At 74.0% G+C, this 18,271-nt stretch carries 20 protein-coding genes; 8 read left to right on the forward strand and 12 right to left on the reverse strand.

What is annotated here, in order from left to right:
* Nucleotides 1-3: 3 nt before the first annotated feature.
* From AB0J53_RS30695 to AB0J53_RS30725, 7 genes are all read right to left on the reverse strand, one after another.
* Complete coding sequence (locus AB0J53_RS30695) at nt 4-1,083, reverse strand: DUF917 domain-containing protein (protein WP_364178946.1); 1,080 nt, start codon at nt 1,081-1,083, stop codon at nt 4-6.
* Nucleotides 1,080-2,003, reverse strand: a complete 924-nt coding sequence (locus AB0J53_RS30700; protein ID WP_364178948.1) for a hypothetical protein — start codon at nt 2,001-2,003, stop codon at nt 1,080-1,082. The genes AB0J53_RS30695 and AB0J53_RS30700 overlap by 4 nt, the downstream gene beginning before the upstream one ends.
* Nucleotides 2,000-3,307, reverse strand: coding sequence for an MFS transporter (locus AB0J53_RS30705; RefSeq protein ID WP_364178950.1), 1,308 nt, complete (start codon nt 3,305-3,307; stop codon nt 2,000-2,002). The genes AB0J53_RS30700 and AB0J53_RS30705 overlap by 4 nt, the downstream gene beginning before the upstream one ends.
* A 134-nt stretch (nt 3,308-3,441) precedes the next feature.
* Entirely contained in the window at nt 3,442-3,810 is a 369-nt protein-coding gene (locus tag AB0J53_RS30710) for a nuclear transport factor 2 family protein (RefSeq protein ID WP_357591699.1), read from the reverse strand.
* An 83-nt stretch (nt 3,811-3,893) separates the two neighbouring features.
* Entirely contained in the window at nt 3,894-4,649 is a 756-nt protein-coding gene (locus tag AB0J53_RS30715; RefSeq protein ID WP_219510438.1) for an ATP-binding cassette domain-containing protein, read from the reverse strand.
* A complete protein-coding gene (locus tag AB0J53_RS30720; RefSeq protein ID WP_364178953.1) occupies nt 4,646-5,668 on the reverse strand; it encodes an ABC transporter permease in 1,023 nt (340 codons plus the stop codon). The genes AB0J53_RS30715 and AB0J53_RS30720 overlap by 4 nt, the downstream gene beginning before the upstream one ends.
* Nucleotides 5,665-6,642, reverse strand: a complete 978-nt coding sequence (locus AB0J53_RS30725) for a sugar ABC transporter substrate-binding protein (RefSeq protein WP_357591695.1) — start codon at nt 6,640-6,642, stop codon at nt 5,665-5,667. Before AB0J53_RS30725 ends, AB0J53_RS30720 begins: the two co-directional genes overlap by 4 nt.
* Nucleotides 6,643-6,766: 124 nt before the next feature.
* Here AB0J53_RS30725 and AB0J53_RS30730 point away from each other — a divergent pair, with 124 nt between their 5' ends.
* Nucleotides 6,767-7,399 carry a TetR/AcrR family transcriptional regulator gene (locus AB0J53_RS30730; protein ID WP_246646160.1) on the forward strand — a complete coding sequence of 211 codons (633 nt, stop codon included), beginning with the start codon at nt 6,767-6,769 and terminating at the stop codon, nt 7,397-7,399.
* Nucleotides 7,400-7,408: 9 nt separating this feature from the next.
* Here the strand turns inward: AB0J53_RS30730 and AB0J53_RS30735 are convergent, their stop codons facing one another.
* Together AB0J53_RS30735 and AB0J53_RS30740 are read right to left on the reverse strand one after the other, a co-directional pair.
* On the reverse strand, nt 7,409-8,254 hold the full coding sequence (locus tag AB0J53_RS30735) for a CoA ester lyase (protein ID WP_364178955.1): 846 nt from the start codon (nt 8,252-8,254) through the stop codon (nt 7,409-7,411).
* A complete protein-coding gene (locus AB0J53_RS30740) occupies nt 8,251-9,438 on the reverse strand; it encodes a CoA transferase (RefSeq protein WP_219510444.1) in 1,188 nt (395 codons plus the stop codon). The genes AB0J53_RS30735 and AB0J53_RS30740 overlap by 4 nt, the downstream gene beginning before the upstream one ends.
* 58 nt (nt 9,439-9,496) lie before the next feature.
* Between AB0J53_RS30740 and AB0J53_RS30745 the strand changes: the two genes are divergently transcribed.
* From AB0J53_RS30745 to AB0J53_RS30760, 4 genes are all read left to right on the forward strand, one after another.
* The gene (locus AB0J53_RS30745) at nt 9,497-10,162 is read left to right on the forward strand and encodes a GntR family transcriptional regulator (RefSeq protein WP_246646161.1); all 666 of its coding nucleotides are present in this window, start codon (nt 9,497-9,499) and stop codon (nt 10,160-10,162) included.
* 4 nt (nt 10,163-10,166) lie between these two features.
* Complete coding sequence (locus AB0J53_RS30750; RefSeq protein ID WP_364178958.1) at nt 10,167-10,895, forward strand: HAD family hydrolase; 729 nt, start codon at nt 10,167-10,169, stop codon at nt 10,893-10,895.
* Nucleotides 10,896-10,905: 10 nt separating this feature from the next.
* The gene (locus AB0J53_RS30755) at nt 10,906-11,646 is read left to right on the forward strand and encodes a GntR family transcriptional regulator (protein ID WP_219510447.1); all 741 of its coding nucleotides are present in this window, start codon (nt 10,906-10,908) and stop codon (nt 11,644-11,646) included.
* Nucleotides 11,647-11,752: 106 nt separating this feature from the next.
* Nucleotides 11,753-12,109: an STAS domain-containing protein gene (locus tag AB0J53_RS30760; protein ID WP_357591687.1), complete on the forward strand. Its 357-nt coding sequence runs from the start codon at nt 11,753-11,755 to the stop codon at nt 12,107-12,109.
* Nucleotides 12,110-12,159: 50 nt separating this feature from the next.
* On the opposite strand, the gene menD is transcribed toward AB0J53_RS30760, so the two are convergent.
* Nucleotides 12,160-13,824 carry a 2-succinyl-5-enolpyruvyl-6-hydroxy-3-cyclohexene-1-carboxylic-acid synthase gene (menD, locus tag AB0J53_RS30765; RefSeq protein WP_364178961.1) on the reverse strand — a complete coding sequence of 555 codons (1,665 nt, stop codon included), beginning with the start codon at nt 13,822-13,824 and terminating at the stop codon, nt 12,160-12,162.
* Nucleotides 13,821-14,747, reverse strand: a complete 927-nt coding sequence (locus AB0J53_RS30770) for an o-succinylbenzoate synthase (protein ID WP_308126022.1) — start codon at nt 14,745-14,747, stop codon at nt 13,821-13,823. Before AB0J53_RS30770 ends, menD begins: the two co-directional genes overlap by 4 nt.
* A gap of 48 nt (nt 14,748-14,795) precedes the next feature.
* On the opposite strand from AB0J53_RS30770, the gene AB0J53_RS30775 reads away from it, so the two are divergent.
* The 3 genes from AB0J53_RS30775 to AB0J53_RS30785 all read left to right on the forward strand — a co-directional run bounded on the left by AB0J53_RS30775 (nt 14,796) and on the right by AB0J53_RS30785 (nt 17,798).
* Nucleotides 14,796-15,941, forward strand: a complete 1,146-nt coding sequence (locus AB0J53_RS30775; RefSeq protein WP_364178964.1) for an AMP-binding protein — start codon at nt 14,796-14,798, stop codon at nt 15,939-15,941.
* A gap of 46 nt (nt 15,942-15,987) precedes the next feature.
* A complete protein-coding gene (locus AB0J53_RS30780) occupies nt 15,988-16,332 on the forward strand; it encodes a hypothetical protein (protein WP_364178966.1) in 345 nt (114 codons plus the stop codon).
* A 152-nt stretch (nt 16,333-16,484) separates the two neighbouring features.
* Nucleotides 16,485-17,798, forward strand: a complete 1,314-nt coding sequence (locus AB0J53_RS30785; RefSeq protein ID WP_219510454.1) for an RNA polymerase sigma factor — start codon at nt 16,485-16,487, stop codon at nt 17,796-17,798.
* A 63-nt stretch (nt 17,799-17,861) separates the two neighbouring features.
* Here AB0J53_RS30785 and AB0J53_RS30790 read toward each other — a convergent pair whose 3' ends face one another.
* The gene (locus AB0J53_RS30790; protein ID WP_219510455.1) at nt 17,862-18,260 is read right to left on the reverse strand and encodes a hypothetical protein; all 399 of its coding nucleotides are present in this window, start codon (nt 18,258-18,260) and stop codon (nt 17,862-17,864) included.
* Between the last annotated feature and the right edge of the window lie 11 nt (nt 18,261-18,271).

The following is an 18,271-nucleotide window of genomic DNA, read 5'->3' on the forward strand; positions in this document are numbered from 1 at the left end:
CGCTCACAGCGGCAGCCCGAACGCGCGCGGCCCGCCGAGGGCCAGGCCGGGGCCGGTGTGCCAGACCGGGGCCGCCCGCACCACCATGATCTCCACCTCCATGCCGGGAGCCGCCTTGTCCACGTCCACCACCGTCCCGCCGTCCGCGGCGATCATGCAGATCTGGTCCGGCGCCATCGCCACGGCCGCGCCGTCGGCCAGCGCCAGGACGATCTCGTTGTGCGCCTCCAGCCGGACGAGCCGCCCGAGGCCGCCGGACTCCCGGACGACGATGCTCGACGGCAGCGACGGCAGCGCCAGCTCGGCCCCGTGCCCGGTGCTGCCCTCGACCGCGAGGATGCGGCCCCGGCACAGCGTCCGCACCCCGTACGGCGCCGCCACCGCGCGGGCGGCCCCGGGCGCGCCGGCGCGCAGCAGCCGGCTCACGGTGCCGGGCACCAGCACGCGGGCCAGCACGCCGGCGCGCATCGGGTAGCAGGCCGTCACCGCCCAGCCGCCCACGGACAGCACCACCGGCCGCAGCAGCTCCTCCACCCGGTCGGCGGCGGTGTCGATCACCACGACCTCGCCGGAGGCCCCGGCGAGCGCCAGCGGCGTCGCCGGGACCCCGCCCAGCGCGAACGTCGTCTGCTCCACCAGCGGGAACACCCGCCCGGTCCCGTCGCCGTCGACCAGCGGCACCCCGAGCGCCGCCGCGGCCACGAGCGGGATGAGCGCGTTCTCGGCGGCCAGGTTCAGCGCCACGACGGCCCCGGCCCGCCCGCCCAGCCGCCCTTCCAGCGCCCGTACGGCCCGCGCCGGCTCGTCGCCCGACGGCAGCAGCTCGCCCAGCGCGGTCGTCGAGCCGACCAGGCTCACGGCCACGCAGCGCACGTCCTGCGGCAGGTCGCCCGCGGCCACCACCTCGACGCCGTCGCCGATCACCGATCCCGCCCAGTCGGCCGCCAGGCTGAACGCCGACTCGGCGGCCCCGGTGGCGAACAGCCGCGACCCCGCCACGTACGCGGCCAGCTCCGCCGCGCCGATCCGCCCGGCGGCGCCGGGACCCGTCGTGCCGGTCGGTGTCACGGCGGGCGGCGTCATGGCGTGGCCCCCTCGGCGGTCACGCGGACGCGGTAGAGCCCGTCGGGCAGGTACGACAGCGGGTTGACCGTCGTCTCCACCACCCGCGCCGACCCCGGCGCGGCGCCCGCGCTGACGACCCGGGTCAGCACCTCGTCCTCGGCGTCGCGCAGCGCCCGGTCGAGCTCGGCCCGCCCCAGCGCCCGCACGATCCGCTCGACCTGCGCCTCCGGCCCGCCGGCCGTCGCCCCGAAGGCGGCCGCCGCGTCGCCCGCCAGCCCCGCCGCCGTCCCCCGGTCGCGCGCCGCCGTCGCCCCGGCCCGGCACGCCAGCGGGTAGCGGCGGAAGTAGTGCGCCGACACCAGGCCGCTGCCCGAGCGCGCGAAGTACGCCGGCACGCCCGGCCACCGGCCCGCCACCTCGTCGGCCACCCGCCCGGCGTGCGGGCCCAGCGCGGCGCTGAGGATCGCGTCGTGCTCCCGCTCGCGCAGCCCACGGCCGCCGAACTCGTACGAGAGCGTGATCCGCGCCCCCGGCACCGCCTCGGCGACGATCGAGGCGACGGCCAGCTCGTGATCGGCCAGCACCGGCGAGCCCGTCGCCGTGACCGCGAAGTCGCTCAGCCCGCACCCTTCGGCGAAGCGCCGGACCGCCTCGGTGTCGAGCGGGGCCAGCGGCCGCCCGGTCAGGCTGTGCCCGCCCCGCACGATCGCCGCCACGCCGGACCCCTCGGGCCATCCCACCAGCGGCTTCAGCACCTCCGGGCACGGGCCGCCCACCCGGATCGCCGCCACCGGGGCCAGTGGCGCCCCGTCCAGGTCGACGGCCACGCACACGGCCCGGGCCCCCCGGGCGGCCCGGGGGGCGGGAACGGGCACGCCGTCCCGTACGGCCACCGTCACCGGCGACGACGGCCGTCCGAGACAGACGCCCAGGATCACTCCAGCTCGCGCCCTTCCGTCTCCGGCAGCGGCACCGCCAGCAGCGCCGTCACCACCATGAACGCGTTGATGATCAAGATGGTCGCGGTGAACCCGGTCGCCCCGGCCAGCATCGCGCCCACCGCCGACGGGGCCGCCGCCGTGGCGACGAGCTGGGCGGCAGTCGCCCACGAGTAGCCGGTGCCGCGCAGCGCCGTCGGGTAGAACTCGCCGTTCCAGGTGTTCCAGACGCCCCAGGCGCCCATGCTGAAGAACGCCAGCACGAAGTTGCCCAGGTAGAGCTCCACGGTCGACCCCGCGGTGGCGAACCAGAGCCCGCCCAGCACCGCGGCGACCACGTACACGAGGAAGACCTTCTTGCGCCCGAACCGCCCGGTCAGCAGCGACGCGCTCACGTACCCGGGGATCATCATCACGGCGCTGAGGGCCGCGAACCCGAGCGAGGCCGACAGGCTGAGCCCCTTCTCCTGCAGCAGTGTCGGCAGCCACGTCTGCAGCCCCCAGTAGCCCCAGTTGAACGCGAAGTTCAGCACCAGCATCAGCACGGTGATGCGGGCCAGCCGCCCGCGGAACAGGTCGAGCGGGTTGCCCACCCGGGTGGCCGAGACGGTGAAGGTCGCCTCGGCGTCGGCGCTGCCGAGCGAGCGCAGCACCGCCCGCGCCTCCTCCTGGCGTCCGCGCGCCGCCAGCCAGTACGGCGACTCGGGCACCCAGGCCCGGATCGCGAACGCCCACAGCCCGGCGGCCGCGCTGGCGATCACCACGACGTGCCAGCCGAGCGAGCCCAGCGCGACCGACGCGCCGATCGCCGCGAGCATGCCGATCGGCCAGCCGATCGACAGGTAGACCGCCGCCCGCCCGCGGTGCCGGGTCGGCAGCAGTTCCAGGAAGTACGGGAACGTGATCGTGTAGACGCCGGCCAGCGCCAGCCCGGAGGCGACGCGCAGGGTGACCAGCGTCTCCAGGTTCGGCGAGAACGCCGAGGCGAACGCGACCACCCCGTAGGCCAGCAGCGACCAGAACGCGGCCGGCTTGCGCCCGATCCGGTCGGCCACCGGCCCCCAGATCAGCACGCCGGGGATCATGCCGAAGGCCACGGCCGACAGCACGAGGCCGATGCCCGCCTCGTCGACGCCGAACTGGGCGCCCAGGTCGCCGGCGACGTAGATGAGCGCGAGCTGTTCCCACGACTCGATCACGAAGGCGATGAACAGGGCCAGCGCGATCAGCACGTGCCTGCGGGTGAACGGCATCCGGTCGAACGCCGCGCCGATGGGCAGCGTCCGTTGCTCGACGGCGGTCATGGGGGCTCCTCGGAGGGGGGCGTGAAGTCTTGCCGCACGATAGGGCCGCCCCCTCACCGCTCTCCTGTGCGCGCCGCCCGGGGCGTGCCGCCCGGCCTGTGCGCCCCGCCTTGCCGTATCAGGATACGCGCAGGTCAGATGGTGTTCTCGTGGACGTGCACGATGAGCCAGGAGCCCTCCACGAGGCGCAGCACGCTGGTCGTCCTGACGATCTCGTGCTCGCCGGAGGCGTAGTCCACGCGCAGCAGGTAGCGGGCCAGCGCGGTGTCGCCCCACACGTCCACGACCTCGTCGTAGGCGTGCAGGCCGGTCTCGCCGGGGCCGTCGGCGGGCCGGGCGTCGCGTACCTTGTCGAGCTGCTGCCTGCTGGTGATCAGGTCGGGCGCGGCCGAGTCGAAGATCGTGGCTTCCGGATGCAGCAGGCGGTCGATGCCCGCGCGGTCCCCCCGGGTATAGGCCGCGTACATCGCGGAGATGACGGCCCACACGGCTTCACGAGACACGAAACAGCTCCCTAATCGGTGATATTTGGTGTTTTGTCACCGTAAGGGTATTCGTCCGGCCGGGCGCCTTTACAGCGTAGATCTCACTCCCGTTCCAGCTCGTGGGCCAGCGCCCGCAGCTCCGCCTCACCGGCCATCAGCGCGGTCAGCCGTTCCCTGCTGATGTCGGCCTTGGCGTACTCCCCCAGGCTCGTCCCCCGCTTGAGCAGCAGGAACCGGTCGCCCACCGGGTAGGCGTGATGCGGGTTGTGCGTGATGAACACCACGCCGAGCCCCCGGTCCCTGGCCCGCGCGATGTAGCGCAGCACCACCCCGGCCTGCTTGACGCCGAGCGCCGAGGTGGGCTCGTCCAGGATGAGCACCCGCGCGCCGAAGTGGACCGCCCGGGCGATCGCCACCGACTGCCGTTCGCCGCCGGACAGCGTGCCGACCGGCTGGTCCACGTCGCGGATGTCGATGCCCATCGCGCGCAGCTCCTCCCTGGCCACCCGCCGCGCCGTGCGCACGTCGAAGGCCAGGCCCCGGCGCGGCTCGGCGCCGAGGAAGAAGTTGCGCCACACCGACATCAGCGGGATCATCGCCAGGTCCTGGTGGACGGTGGCGATGCCGCGCTCCAGCGCGTCGCGCGGCCCGGACAGGCGCACCTCGGCCCCGTCGACGAGCAGCGCGCCCGAGTCGTGCCGGTGCACCCCGGCCAGGATCTTGATGAGCGTCGACTTGCCGGCGCCGTTGTCGCCGAGCACGCAGGTGACCTGCCCGGCCTCGACGCCCATCGACACCTCGCGCAGCGCCAGCACCGAGCCGAACGACTTGCCGATGCCGCGGGTCTCCAGGATCAATGCCGCACCTCCTCGGCGTAGCGCCGGACCAGGCGGTTGGCCAGCGTGGCCAGCAGCAGCATGGCCCCCAGGAAGAACTTGAACCAGTCGGCGTCCCAGCCGAGGAACACGATGCCCTTGTCGGCCATGCCGAAGATCACCGCCCCGATCGCCGCGCCGACGGCCGAGCCGTACCCGCCGGTGAGCAGGCAGCCGCCGATCACGGCGGCGATGATGTAGATGAACTCCTGCCCGATGCCGATGTTGGCCTGCACGGACGTGTAGCGCAGCGCCAGCATGGAGCCGACCAGCCAGGCCGCGAACGCCGTCGTCATGAACAGCGCGATCTTCGTGCGGGCGGCCGGCACCCCGGCGGCGCGGGCGGCCCGCTCGTCGCCGCCCACCGCGAAGATCCAGTTGCCGGGCCGTGACCGCATGAGCACCCAGGTGGCGGCGGCGGTGACGAGCAGCCACCACAGGATCGCCACCCGGAACGGGGTGCCGGCGACCTCGACCGTGCCGCCGAGCACGGCCTGGGCCGAGGCGTAGCCGCCGGCCTGGCGCAGCCCGCCGACCTGGACGGTGCCGGTGAGCGCCTTGGTGACGCCCAGGTTGACGCCCTGGAGCATGAGGAACGTGCCGAGCGTCACGATGAAGCTGGGCAGCCGGGTGCGGGTGACGATGAGCCCGTTGAGCAGCCCGACGGCCAGCGCGACCACGAGGCTGACCAGCATGGCCGGCCACACGTCGAAGCCGTACTCGGTGGCGAGCGTGACCAGGATCAGCCCGGTCGTGCCGGTGAGCACGCCCGCCGACAGGTCGAACTCGCCGCCGATCATGAGCAGCGCGATCGCCACCGCCATGATGCCGAGCGTCGAGGCGGGGTCGAGCCAGTTGGCGACGCCGTCGAGCGAGCGGAAGACGGGCGACTGCGCGGCGAAGAACGCGAACACCACGATCGCCCCGACGACCGCGCCCAGCTCGGGCCGGATCAGCAGGCGGCGCAGCACGCCGGCGCGGGCCAGCCGCTCGTCCGTCACCTGGTGCCCGCCCCGGCCAGCTCGGCCACCTGCTGGGCGTTGTCCTTGGTGACGAAGCCGGGGCCGGTGTTGACGGGCAGGCCGCCGCCGACGGTGTTGAGGTTGTTCTTGTACAGGTGCAGGAAGACGATCGGCAGGTAGCCCTGCAGGTACTGCTGCTGGTCCACGGCGAAGAGGATCTCGCCGTCGCCGATGGCGGTCACCACGTCCGCCGACAGGTCGAAGGTGGCCAGCTTGGCCTGCGACCCGGCGTCCCTGATGGCGTCGCGGGCGGCGACGGCGACGGCCGGGTTGAGCGCGAGCACGCCGTTGACCTGCTGGTCGGACTGGAGCTTGGCGGCGACCTTGGAGGTCACGTCCGGCAGGTTGTTCATGTCGACCTGCAGCCGCTCGACGGCGCCGCCGAGCGTCTCCTCGGCGCCCTTGCAGCGCTGGTCGAGCCCGACGTTTCCGGCCTCGTGGATGACGCACAGGAGCTTGGTCACGCCGGCGGCCTTGAGCTGCTCGCCCGCGCCGCGCCCGGCCACGTCCTCCGACTGGCCGACGTGCGTGAGCGCGCCGAGCGCCTTGGACTCGCCGGCGCCCGAGTTGACGGTGACGACCGGGATGCCGGCCGCGACGGCCCTGCCGATGGACTCGCGCAGCGCGTCGGGGTTGGCCATGGAGACCACGACGCCGTCGGCCTTGGCCGACACCGCCTGGTCGATGAGCTGGGACTGCTTGGCGGGGTCGCCGTCGCCCTGGTACGTGACCCGCGCGCCGTACTGCTTGCCGGCGGCCTCGGCGCCGTTCTTGACCACGTCCCAGAAGGAGTCGCCGGGGGCGCCGTGGGTGATGACGGCGTAGCTGCCGCCGCCGGACGCGGGGGGCGCCGTCGCGGCCGCCGTTTCCTGCGTCCGCTGTCCGGCCGGCGCCGAGCAGCCGCTCAGCGCCAGCGCGCTCGCCAGGGCCAGCACGATCGGGGTTCGTCTCATCGGACACCTCCATGAGCAACGGCCTCGCCCCGGTTGTACCTCAATATCAACTCTATGTATAGACATGCGGACCAAGCGGTCATGTAAGTCAGAACGGAATTGTACGTTCCCGTATGATGGGGTCATGACCACCGCACCCATGAGCGGCCGCAAGGCGCAGGCCGCACGGAACGACGAGCTGATCCTCCAGGCGGCCAGGGCGGTCTTCACCGCCGATCCGGGCGCCCCCATCGCGGCCGTGGCGGAGAGGGCGGGCGTCGGCATCAGCGCCCTCTACCGGCGCTACCCCAGCAAGGAGGCGCTGCTGCAGAAGCTCTGCGGCGACGGGCTCAAGCTCTACATCGCCGTGACCGAGCGGGCCCTCGCCGACGACGGCGACCCGTGGGAGGCGTTCGCCGGCTACATGCGCGGCATCGTGGACGCCGACACCAACTCACTGACGATCAAGCTGGCGGGCACCTTCCACCCCACGGAGGAGCTCTACCACGACGCGGTGCGCTCGGCCGAGGTGGCCGAGGAGGTGCACCGCCGGGCGGTCGAGGCGGGCGTGCTGCGCCCCGACGTGACGGTGGCCGACCTCGCGCTGCTGTTCGAGCAGATCGCCTCGATCAAGCTGGGCGACGAGGAGCGCACCTCCCAGCTCCGCCACCGCTACCTGGCCCTGATGATGGACTCGCTGCGCATCCCGCCGGCCCACCGCGAGCTGCCCGGCCCGCCCGCCGCCGACGAGGAGCTCTCCGCGCGCTGGACGCCCTGACCGCCGCCGTCAGGGCAGGTCGTCGCGGAGCCGGGCGGCCAGCTCCAGGGTGCGGCGGGCGCGGGCGACGATCGGCGCGTCGACGAACCGGCCGTCGGGCAGCGCCACCGCGCCCGCCCCGGCGGCCTCGGCCTCCTCGGCGGCCCGGACGATCTCGGCGGCCCTGGCGGTCTCCTGCTCGCCCGGCCGGAACGCCCGCCGGATCACCGGGATCTGCCGGGGGTGGATCGCGGTCCTGCCGAACAGGCCCATCCCCCGCCCGGCCGCGCACGAGGCCAGCAGCCCGGCCTCGTCGCGCACGTCCGGGTAGACCGACATCGGCACCGGCGGCAGCCCGGCCGCGGCCGCGGCCAGCACCACCTGCATCCGCAGGTGGTTCATCGCGCCCTCGTCGGTGATCGACAGCTCGGCCGCGAGATCCTGCTCGCCGAGCGCGACCCCCGCCACGCTCGGATGAGCCGCGATCTCGCGCGCCCCCGCGATCCCCGCCGCCGACTCCAGCAGCGCGTACGCCCGCGCCCCCAGCCGCTCCACCAGCTCCAGCGGGGTCCCGGGCTCCACCTTGGGCAGCCGCACCGCGCCCGCCAGGCCGCCGACCGCCTCCAGGTCGTCGCGCCCGCGCGGGGTGGCCAGGTCGTTGATCCGTACGTGGACCGCGCCGTCGCCGAGACGCCCGCGCAGGTAGGCGACGGCGTGGGCGCGGGCCTCGTCCTTTCGGGCGGGCGTGACGGCGTCCTCCAGGTCGATGATCACCACGTCGGCCCCGGACGCGGCGGCCTTGGCGAACCGGTCCGGCCTGTCGCCCGGCACGTACAGCCAGGTGACGGGCGGCGGCGGCACGGGCGGGGCCGTCACGCGATCACCCCGCTCTCGCGCAGCCGGGCCAGGTCGGCGGCGGCGTAGCCGAGCTCGCCGAGCACCTCGTCGGTGTCGCGGCCCAGGCGGCGGCCCGGCCAGCGCACCTCGCCCGGCGTGTCCGACAGCCGGAACAGCACGTTCTGCATGACGACCGAGCCGAGCTCCTCGTCGGGCACCTCGACGAACGTGCCGAGCGCCGCGTACTGCGGGTCCTCGGCGATGTCGGTGACGTCGTAGATGGGGGCGACGGCCGCCTGCGCCTCCTCGAAGCGGGCGATGACCTCGGCGGCGTCGCGCTCGCCGATCCAGGCGGCGACGGCCTCGTCGAGCTCGTCGACGTGCTGGACCCTGCCCGCGCCGGTGGCGAACCACGGCTGCTCGACCAGGTCGGGCCGGCCCACGAGGGTGACGACGCGCTCGGCGATGGGCTGCGCGCTGGTGGAGACGGCCAGCCAGCGGCCGTCGCGGGTGCGGTAGGTGTTGCGCGGGGCGTTGCTGCTGGACCGGTTGCCGGTGCGCGGCGGCACCACGCCGAGCGCCTTGTAGGCGGTCATCTGCGGGCCGAGCAGGCCGAGGATGGGCTCGATGATGGCCATGTCGATCACCTGGCCGCGCCCGGTGCGCTCGCGGGCGTGCAGCGCGACCATGATCGCGTAGCTCATGGCCAGGCCGGCGATGCCGTCGGCGAGCGCGAGCGGCGGCAGCGTGGGCGGCCCGTCCGGCTCGCCGGTCATCGCGGCGAAGCCGCTCATGGCCTCGGCCAGCGTGCCGAACCCCGGCCGCCCGGCCATCGGCCCGCTCTGCCCGAAGCCGGTCATCCTGGCCACGATCAGCCTCGGGTTGGCCGCGATCAGGTCCTCGGGCGACAGGTTCCAGCGCTCCAGCGTGCCGGGGCGGAAGTTCTCCACCAGCACGTCGGAGCGGGCGGTCAGGCGGCGCAGGATCTCCTGCCCCTCGGCCCGCGACAGGTCGACGGCGGCGGCCCGCTTGTTGCGTGACAGCGACTTCCACCACAGCCCGACCCCGCCGGCCGACGCCCCGTGCCCCCGTGACGGGTCGCCGCGGCGCGGGTGCTCGATCTTGACGACGTCGGCGCCGAAGTCCCCGAGCATCATGGCGGCGGAGGGCCCGGCGAACAGCGTCGCGGCGTCGATGACCCGAAGGTCTGCGAGGCTTGTCATAGTTCTGTAAGTTATAAGAAATATGTCATAGGTCAATTCCGCCGGCCCTGAGGAACACATGACCACCGAGCCCCGGCCGCCCATGAGCAAGGCCGACTACGTCTACAGCGTCCTGCTGGAGGAGATCCGCACGGCCCGGATCCCCGGCGGCACCGCGTTGCGCGCCGGGGCGCTCGCCAAGCGGCTCGGCGTCTCGGTGACGCCGGTGCGCGAGGCGCTGCGCCGCCTGGAGAAGGACCGGCTGATCAGCTACGAGGCGCACCACGGCGCCACCGTGGTCGACCTGGGCGACGACGCGCTGGAGGAGTTCTACGGCCTGCGCGCGGTCGTCGAGGGCCTGGGCGCCCGGCTGGCCGCCGCCCGCGTCACCGCCGAGGACCTGGCCTGGCTGCGCGAGCTGCACGCCGCGATGGCCCGCGACGCCGCCGAGGGCAGGCTCGACCGCCTGGCCGAGCAGAGCAGGCACTTCCACCTGCGGATCGCCGACATCGGCGGCCCCGCCTTCCTCGGCCAGCACGCCAGGGCCGTGCGCAACAGCTTCCCGGTGCCGCCCGGCGTCTCGCTGTGGCTGGACGCCGGCCAGGCGGCCCGCCAGCTCGACGCGCACGAGCGCATCCTGGCCGCCCTGGAGGCCGGCGACGGCCCGGCCGCCGAACGCCTCATGATCGACCACGTCCGGCAGGCGGGCGAGCATCGCCGAGGGAGCGGCCCGGTGGCAGGATGACGGTGTGATCACCAGCGCGGTCCGGGGCGTCCTGTTCGATCTCGACGGCACGCTGCTCGACCACCGGGCGGCTGCCGACGCCGGCATCACCGCCTGGGTGGCCGAGCGCGCGCCCGGCCACCCGCGCCTGGCCGAGGCCGCCCGGCTGTGGGAGGCACTGGAGGAGCCGCACCTGGCGGCCTGGCACGCGGGCGAGTGCTCCTGGCAGGAGCAGCGCCGCCGCCGCGTGCGGGCGCTCTGCGCGGAGCTGGGCCTGGACCTGCCGGACGACCCCGACACGGCCTTCGCCTCGTACGCGCGCCGCTACCGCGAGGCGTGGCGCGCCTACCCCGACGCGGCGGCGGCCGTGGCCGCGCTGCGCGGGTTCCGCCTGGGCGTGCTGACCAACGGCGCGCAGGAGATGCAGGAGGCCAAGGTCCGCGCGATCGGCCTGGCCGGGCAGGTCGGCCCGGTGCTGACCGGCGAGGTGCTGGACGGCTGCTACAAGCCCGCCCTCGCCTGCTACACCGGGGCCGCCGCCGCGCTCGGCCTGCCGCCCGAGCAGGTGCTGCTCGTCGGCGACGACGTGGCCAAGGACGTCACCAGCCCCGCCGCGGCCGGCATGCGCTCGGCCTGGCTGGACCGCCTCGGCGTCGCCCCGCCGCCCGCGGGATTCCCGCGCATCACCACGCTCGCCGAGCTGCCCGCACTGCTGTCCGGCGAGCATTTGTCTGGACATTCTGACCTCGGTTAAGCTGATCAGCATGACCGCGAATCTGGCGATCGACCTGGATCGATCCAGCCCCGTGCCGCTCTACTTCCAGGTGGCCGAGCAGATCGCCGAAGCGATCCGGCGGGGCGACCTGGCGCCCGGATCCCGGCTGGACAACGAGATCCTGCTGGCCGACAAGCTCGGGCTGTCGCGGCCGACGATCCGCCAGGCGATCCAGTATCTCGTCGACAAGGGCCTGCTCGTGCGCAAGCGCGGCGTCGGCACCCAGGTCGTGCACGGCCAGGTCAAGCGCTCGGTCGAGCTGACGAGCCTCTACGACGACCTGCGCCGCTCCGGCCAGGAGCCCGCCACCCAGGTGCTCACCCTGGAGCCCCGCCCGGTCGAGGAGCAGATCGCGGCCATCCTCGGCGTCGAGCCCGGCAGCCAGGTGCTCTACGTGGAGCGGCTCCGCTTCGCCGCGGGCGAGCCGCTGGCGCTCATGCACAACTGGCTGCCCATCGGCCTGGCCCAGATCACCGCCGCCGACCTGGAGGTGCGCGGCCTGTACGAGCTGCTGCGCGGCGCCGGGGTGCGGATGCGGGTGGCCAACCAGCGCATCGGCGCCCGCGCCGCCAACCAGGCCGACGCCAGACTGCTGGACGAACGGCGCGGCGCCCCGCTGCTGACCATGATCCGCACCACCTACGACGACCAGGGCCGGGCGGTCGAGCACGGCTCGCACGTCTACCGGGCCTCGCACTACTCGCTGGAGGTCACGCTCATCGAACGGTGACCGCGGATGGCTACGGATAGGTCTCATTCTGTCACCACGGCGCGACGTGGAGTATTCTTCGCCTGGCCGCCCTTTCTCCACCCCGGCACGAGAACGGCGAACGCCCATGGACTTCCACCTGACGACCACCCTCCGTGACGGCCGCGTGACCGTCGTGGTCTCGGGCGAGCTCGACATCGCCACCACTCCCCTGCTGCGCGCCCGCCTGCGCGAGGCCGCCGCGCGCGGGCCCGGCGAGGTGGTGCTCGACCTGAGCGGGCTGACGTTCGCCGACGCGGCCGGGCTGGGCGCGCTGGTGGCCGCCCGGCTGCACGCCGAGTCGGCCGGGACCGCGCTGGTCCTGGCCGAGGTCCCGGCGTCGCTGGCCCGCCTGCTGCGCATCACCGGCCTCGACGCCCAGCTCCTGCCCCCGGCCTGGGCCGGCGCCCCGCCGGGCCCCTACGACGGCCTCACCGCCCCCTGACCCCCCGGAGGCCGGAGGCGGTCACAGCCCCCGACCCTCCGGAAGCGGGCTCACAGCTCCTTGAGGTAGGTCGCGATCGACTCCTGGGCGGCCTCGCGCAGGTGGCCGTGCACGATCGCGTTGGCCTCGCGGTCGGTGCGCACCTCCACCACCCTCGGCCCCTGCCCGCGCAGCGCCTTCGGCAGCTCCGAGATGTCCTGCACCAGCGTGTACGGGGTCCCGGTCGCGGCCGTCACGTAGCCGAGGTCCACCCCGTGCGGCGTGCCGAACACCCGCTCGAACGGGTCGCGCACCGCCGCCTGCGGCAGCAGCGAGAAGATGCCGCCCCCGTCGTTGTTGACCACCACCAGGCACAGGTCGGGCCGGGGCTCGCGCGGCCCGAGGATCAGCCCGTTCTGGTCGTGCAGGAACGACAGGTCGCCGAGCAGCGCGTAGGAGGGCCCGTTGTGGGCCAGCGCCGCGCCCATCGCCGACGAGACCAGCCCGTCGATGCCGGAGGCGCCCCGGTTGGCCAGCACCCTGATGCCGCGCCTGGGCCGCATCGCCTGGTCCAGGTCGCGGATCGGCATGGAGGACCCGCAGAACAGCAGGGACCCGTTGGGCAGCCCGTCCACCAGGTCGCGGGCCAGCCGGGGCTCGCTCAGCCCGGAGCCGTCGAGCACGTCGTCGAGCGCCGTGCGCGCCGCCTGGTCGGCCTGCCGCCAGGCGTGCAGCCAGCTGTCGTCGCCGGCCGCGACCGGGATCTCCACCGCCTGCGCCACCTGCGTGGCCGAGCGGGTGGGGTCGGGCCAGCGGTCGAGGCCGGGCGAGACCACGATGTGCTCCTCGGCCCGCTTCAGCCACGACAGCAGCGGCCGGGACAGGCCGGGCCGGCCGAGCGTGACGACCACGTCGGGCCGGTGGGAGTCGGCGAACTCGGGCATGCCGAGCAGGTAGTGGTAGGTGGAGATGGCGTGGTCGCCGTAGCGTCCGCCGCCGTTGGGCTCCGACAGCACCGGCCAGCCCGCCATCCCGGCCGCCGCCACGTAGCGGCGCACGTTGGCCGCGCCGTCGCCGACCACGAGCACGCCGCGCCGGGTGGGCGCGATGTGCAGGGCGACGGGCGGCGGCGCCACGCGGGCGCGCACCCACGGCCCGGCCGCGCCGCCGTCGAGCGGCTCGCACCAGGAGTCGTCGCCGTCGGGGATCAGCGGCTCGCGGAACGGCAGGTTCAGGTGCACCGGCCCGGGGTCGGCCGGGCCCGCCGCCCGCTGGTAGGCGCGGCAGGCCAGCGACCGCCAGTAGGCCACCTGGCCGGGCCGCTCCTCCGGCACGCCGACCTCGGCGAACCACCGGGTCGCGGTGCCGTACATCTTGAGCTGGTCGATGGTCTGGTTGGCGCCGGTGCCGCGCAGCTCGGGCGGGCGGTCGGCGGTGAGCACGAGCAGCGGCACGTTCGACTCGCTCGCCTCGATGACGGCGGGGTGGAAGTTGGCCGTGGCGGTGCCGGACGAGCACAGCAGCGCGACGGGCCGCTCGGAGCGCCTGGCCAGGCCCAGCGCCAGGAACGAGGCCGAGCGCTCGTCGATGCGCACGTGCAGCCGCACGCGCGACTCGGCGTGCAGCGCGAGGGCGAGCGGGGCGGAGCGGGAGCCGGGCGCGATCACCACGTCGGTCAGGCCGCAGCGCACCAGCTCGTCGACCAGGACCGTGGCCAGCGCGGTAGCGGGGTTCACAGTGACGCCTCCTGCATCCGGCGTAGCCACGACGGACAATCAATCTCAAAATCCGACAAATGCTCAAAACTTACATCCGGGCGGCGTACGGGCAGCATCCCGCCCTCGGGGACGAGCGAATCGGCCACCACGTCGCCCGACAGCAGCGACATCGTGCCGAGCCCGCACGCGTACGGCAGCTCCGGCAGCGCCGCCGCCAGCGCCACGCCCGCGGCCAGCCCCACGGAGGTCTCCACGGCGCTCGACACCACCGCCGGCAGCCCGCACGCCTCCACTACCCTCAGCGCCGCGCGCACGCCTCCCAGGGGCTGCACCTTGACGACCGCGATGTCGGCGGCCTCCGCCGCCCTGACCCGCAGCGGGTCCTCGGCCCGGCGGATCGACTCGTCGGCCGCGATCGGCACGTCGCAGGCCCGCCGCACGGCCGCCAGCTCCTCCAGCGTGGCGCACGGCTGCTCGGCGTACTCCAGCCCGAAGCGGTCGAGCTCCTTGAGCCGCCGCACGGCCTCGCCGACGTCCCAGGCGCCGTTGGCGTCGATCCGGACCCGCCCCGAGGGGCCGAGCGCGTCACGCACGGCCTCCACCCGCGCCACGTCCGCCGAGAACGGCTGCCCCGGCTCGGCCACCTTGACCTTCGCGGTGCCGCAGCCGGAACGCCGGACGAGGTCGTGGGCCTGCTCCGGCCCGACCGCCGGCACGGTGGCGTTGACCGGGACCGCGTCGCGTACCGGCGCGGGCCAGCCGTCGAAGGCGGCCTCCCGCGCGCACGCGAGCCACCGGGCGCACTCGCGCGGCCCGTACTCGGGGAACGGCGAGAACTCGCCCCACCCCGCCGGTCCGTGCAGCAGCACCCCTTCCCTGACGGTCTGTCCCCGGAACCTGGTGCGCATCGGAATCCGGAAGACCACGGGAGAACGCGTCACGACCCTCCCTGCGCCGCTGCCCGATCTGACGCCATTAACCTTACGAGCATGTGGAGGAACCCGTCGCATCCGGACCGCCCGCTGCACGCGGTCGCGCTGCCCGCCGGGCCGCGGCTGTTCGCGGCGGTCCGCGACGCGCTGTCCGGCGACGGCCCCGCGGTGCTGCCCCTGATCCCGGGCCAGGAGGCCGCCGCGGTCGAGGCGCTGCGCCCCACCCACGCGGGCGGCGCGCGGCTCGCCGGCGGCGCCGGGGTGCCTGCCGGCGTGGCCGTGGTCATCGCCACCAGCGGCAGCACGGGGACCCCCAAGGGCGTGATGCTCTCCGCCGCCGCGCTGCGCGCCTCGGCGGCGGCCTCGCTGCGCCGCCTGGGCGCGTCCAGGGGCGAGCGGTGGCTGTGCTGCCTGCCCGTCTCCCACGTCTCCGGCCTCCAGGTGCTCGTCCGGTCGCTGCTGTGCGAGAGCGAGCCGATCCTGCACGAGCGCTTCGACCCGGTGGCGGTGCTGGAGTCGGGCGCCGACCACGTGTCGCTGGTGCCCACCCAGCTCCACCGGCTGGTCGAGATGCGGGCCGACCTGTCGGGGTTCCGCACCGTCCTGCTCGGCGGGGCCGCGCCCCGGCCGGGACTGCTCGCCGAGGCCGCCGCGCTCGGCGCGCGGGTGGTGACGACGTACGGCATGAGCGAGACGAGCGGCGGGTGCGTGTACGACGGCGCGCCCCTCGACGGCGTGGACGTGCGGGTCGGCGAGGACGGGCGGATCGAGGTGTCCGGGCCGGTGCTGTTCTCCGGCTACCGGGGCCGTGCCGGGAGCCCGCTCGACGGGGGCTGGTTCGTCACCTCCGACCTGGGCGAGCTGGCGGACGGGCGGCTGCGCGTGCTGGGCCGGGCCGACGACGTCATCAACACCGGCGGCGAGAAGGTGCCGGCCGCGTCCGTGGCCGCCGTCATCGGCGCCCATCCCGGGGTGGCCGACGTGGCCGTGGTGGGCCGCCCCGACCCCGAGTGGGGCGAGCTCGTGGTGGCCGCCGTCGTGCCCGCCGACCCCGCCGCGCCGCCGACGCTGGCCCAGTTGCGGGCCTACTGCGCCGACCGGCTGCCGCCGTACGCCGTGCCGCGTGACCTGCGGCTCCTGCCGAGCATGCCCCTGCTGGCGAACGGGAAGACCGACCTGATCCGCCTCAAGTCCGGAACCTGATGACTTGTGCGTGCGTCATAGTGGGGAAGAGACGGAGGGAGTGTTCATGGACCAGACCCGCAAGATGTGGGCATCCGCGGTGGCCGTCGGCGTGATCGTCGCCGGTGGCGTCTCCGTCGCGGCGGCCGCCTCGGCGGGCAGGCTCGACCAGGCCAGGCAGACCCGGGCCGTGATCGAGAAGTCGGTGGTGCAGCCCGCGCAGCCCACCCCGTCCACATCTCCGACCGGGCTTCCCTCGGCGCGGCCCTCGGACGACGATCTCGTGGTGACCAGCGAGGTCAACCCCGATCCCGACGAGGTCATCCGCTACTGGACGGACGATCGTCTGGAGGAGGCCAACCCGATGCCCATGCCGGAGGTCAGGCAGGGAGAGTTCGAGCTGGCCGAATAGCGCCACCGGTCACCCTTTTGGGCGTTTTTCACCCCTCGGGAACAAATAGCGCGGATCGGCGTTATTGATACTGGTGAGTCGTGCGGCCGGAGCCGGGCCGCCCCACCCAAAACGCCCAGAATCGCTTCCACTCCGTTGGAGGAGGTGTCCTCATGCCCCGAACCGCCGTGGCGACCCCACCCGCAACCCTCGAGCAGCTGATTGACCGAGGGCGAGCCCAGGGTCACCTCTCTCTCGCGGACCTGCGTGACGCGTTCGCCCACGCGGGCATCAGCCCCGCCGAGGGCAGGTCGATCCTGCGCGAGCTGACCGATGCCGGGGTGAGTCTGGCCGCCGGTGACGAGCCGCCCGCCAAGGCGCCCGCCCAGGCCCGGAAGACCGCCAGGAAGCCCGCCGCCAAGCGCTCCACCAGGAAGAAGGCTTCGAGTCCCGAGACTACCGACTCCGGGGCCGCCAACGCAAAAACCGGCGACGAGGACGTGCCCGACGAGCTGGTCCTGCAGGCCGAGGAGGCCGAGCTGGAGAGCGAGCCCCTCGACCTGGACGACAACCAGTCGGTCATGGGCGACTCGGTGCACACCTACCTCAAGTCGATCGGCCGCCGCACGCTGCTCACCGCCGCGCAGGAGGTCGACCTGGCCCGCCGCATCGAGGCCGGACTGTACGCCGAGTACAAGCTGGAGATCGGCGAGGACCTGTCCCCCGCCGCCCGCGACGACCTGCTCATGGTGGTCGAGGACGGCAAGGCCGCCAAGGACCACATGCTGGAGGCCAACCTCCGGCTGGTCGTGTCCGTGGCCAAGAAGTACACCGACCGCGGCATGTCCCTGCTGGACGTCGTCCAGGAAGGCAACCTGGGCCTCATCAGGGCCGTGGAGAAGTTCGACTACACCAAGGGCTTCAAGTTCTCCACCTACGCCATGTGGTGGATCCGGCAGGCCATCCAGCGCGGCTTCGCCGACTCCGCCCGCACCATCCGGCTGCCCGTGCACGTGCTGGAGATGCTCTCCAAGCTGTCGCGCATCGAGCGTGACATGCACCAGCGGCTGGGCCGCGAGCCCACGCCGGAGGAGCTGGCCGTCGAGCTGGACAAGACGCCCGACCAGATCGAGGAACTGCTGCGCACCAGCCGCCAGCCGATCTCGCTGAACGCGACCATCGGCGAGGACGGCGAGACCACGATCGGCGACCTCATCGAGGACGTCGACTCGCCGGAGGCGTCGGAGATCGTCGACCGCCAGCTCCTGGGCGACCAGCTCCGGGGCGTGCTGCAGAACCTGTCGCCGCGCGAGGCGAAGATCATGGCGCTGCGGTTCGGCCTGGTGGACGGCAAGCCGCACACGCTCGACGAGATCGGCAAGCACATGGGCCTGACCCGGGAGCGCATCCGGCAGCTGGAGAAGGAGTCGCTGTCGAAGCTGCGCCACCCCAGCAACACGCGCCCGCTGCTCGACTGGGCCAGCTGAGCGGCCACCCACCAGGAAAAGCCCCGGCCACCCGGCCGGGGCTTTCTCATGTCCGCGGAAGCGTCAGCGGACGGCCGGGACCGGGCGGGGGACGCGCGGGATGCCCCACATGCGGTTGTTCTCGCGCAGCGTGCGCAGCCGCTCCACCTCTGCGGTCCACATGGCCCCGGCCGGCGTCGCCTTGGCCTTGCGGCGGGCGATCCGGTCGTCGTAGGCCTTGACGCCGAACGTCGCCCGCTGGCCCGCCTCGGCCGCGCGCAGCGCCTCGGTCAGCGCCTGGTCGAACGCGATCCCGGCGGCCATCAGCTCGACGTCGTCGGCGTCGGCGGCCCGCAGGTCGCGCAGCGTGCTCTCGGCCTCACGGGCCTTGTCGAGCAGCGCGGGGTAGCTCTTGGAGATCTCCACATCCGCGTGGAAGCGGACCTCGGCCTCGCGGCTGACCCGCGGACGGAAAAACGCCATCGAACTCTGCC

This window comes from Nonomuraea sp. NPDC049725 (assembly GCF_040674795.1).
Taxonomy (GTDB): domain Bacteria; phylum Actinomycetota; class Actinomycetes; order Streptosporangiales; family Streptosporangiaceae; genus Nonomuraea; species Nonomuraea ceibae.

What these genes read in the sequence shown, in the direction of transcription:
- AB0J53_RS30760 (WP_357591687.1), top strand. Translation starts at nt 11,753, where the DNA reads ATGGACTTCCACCTGACGACCACCCTCCGTGACGGCCGCGTGACCGTC.
- AB0J53_RS30780 (WP_364178966.1), top strand. Translation starts at nt 15,988, where the DNA reads ATGGACCAGACCCGCAAGATGTGGGCATCCGCGGTGGCCGTCGGCGTG.
- AB0J53_RS30705 (WP_364178950.1), bottom strand. Translation starts at nt 3,307, where the DNA reads ATGACCGCCGTCGAGCAACGGACGCTGCCCATCGGCGCGGCGTTCGAC.
- AB0J53_RS30740 (WP_219510444.1), bottom strand. Translation starts at nt 9,438, where the DNA reads ATGACAAGCCTCGCAGACCTTCGGGTCATCGACGCCGCGACGCTGTTC.
- AB0J53_RS30755 (WP_219510447.1), top strand. Translation starts at nt 10,906, where the DNA reads ATGACCGCGAATCTGGCGATCGACCTGGATCGATCCAGCCCCGTGCCG.
- AB0J53_RS30785 (WP_219510454.1), top strand. Translation starts at nt 16,485, where the DNA reads ATGCCCCGAACCGCCGTGGCGACCCCACCCGCAACCCTCGAGCAGCTG.
- AB0J53_RS30695 (WP_364178946.1), bottom strand. Translation starts at nt 1,083, where the DNA reads ATGACGCCGCCCGCCGTGACACCGACCGGCACGACGGGTCCCGGCGCC.
- AB0J53_RS30725 (WP_357591695.1), bottom strand. Translation starts at nt 6,642, where the DNA reads ATGAGACGAACCCCGATCGTGCTGGCCCTGGCGAGCGCGCTGGCGCTG.
- AB0J53_RS30730 (WP_246646160.1), top strand. Translation starts at nt 6,767, where the DNA reads ATGACCACCGCACCCATGAGCGGCCGCAAGGCGCAGGCCGCACGGAAC.
- AB0J53_RS30745 (WP_246646161.1), top strand. Translation starts at nt 9,497, where the DNA reads ATGACCACCGAGCCCCGGCCGCCCATGAGCAAGGCCGACTACGTCTAC.
- AB0J53_RS30775 (WP_364178964.1), top strand. Translation starts at nt 14,796, where the DNA reads ATGTGGAGGAACCCGTCGCATCCGGACCGCCCGCTGCACGCGGTCGCG.
- AB0J53_RS30790 (WP_219510455.1), bottom strand. Translation starts at nt 18,260, where the DNA reads ATGGCGTTTTTCCGTCCGCGGGTCAGCCGCGAGGCCGAGGTCCGCTTC.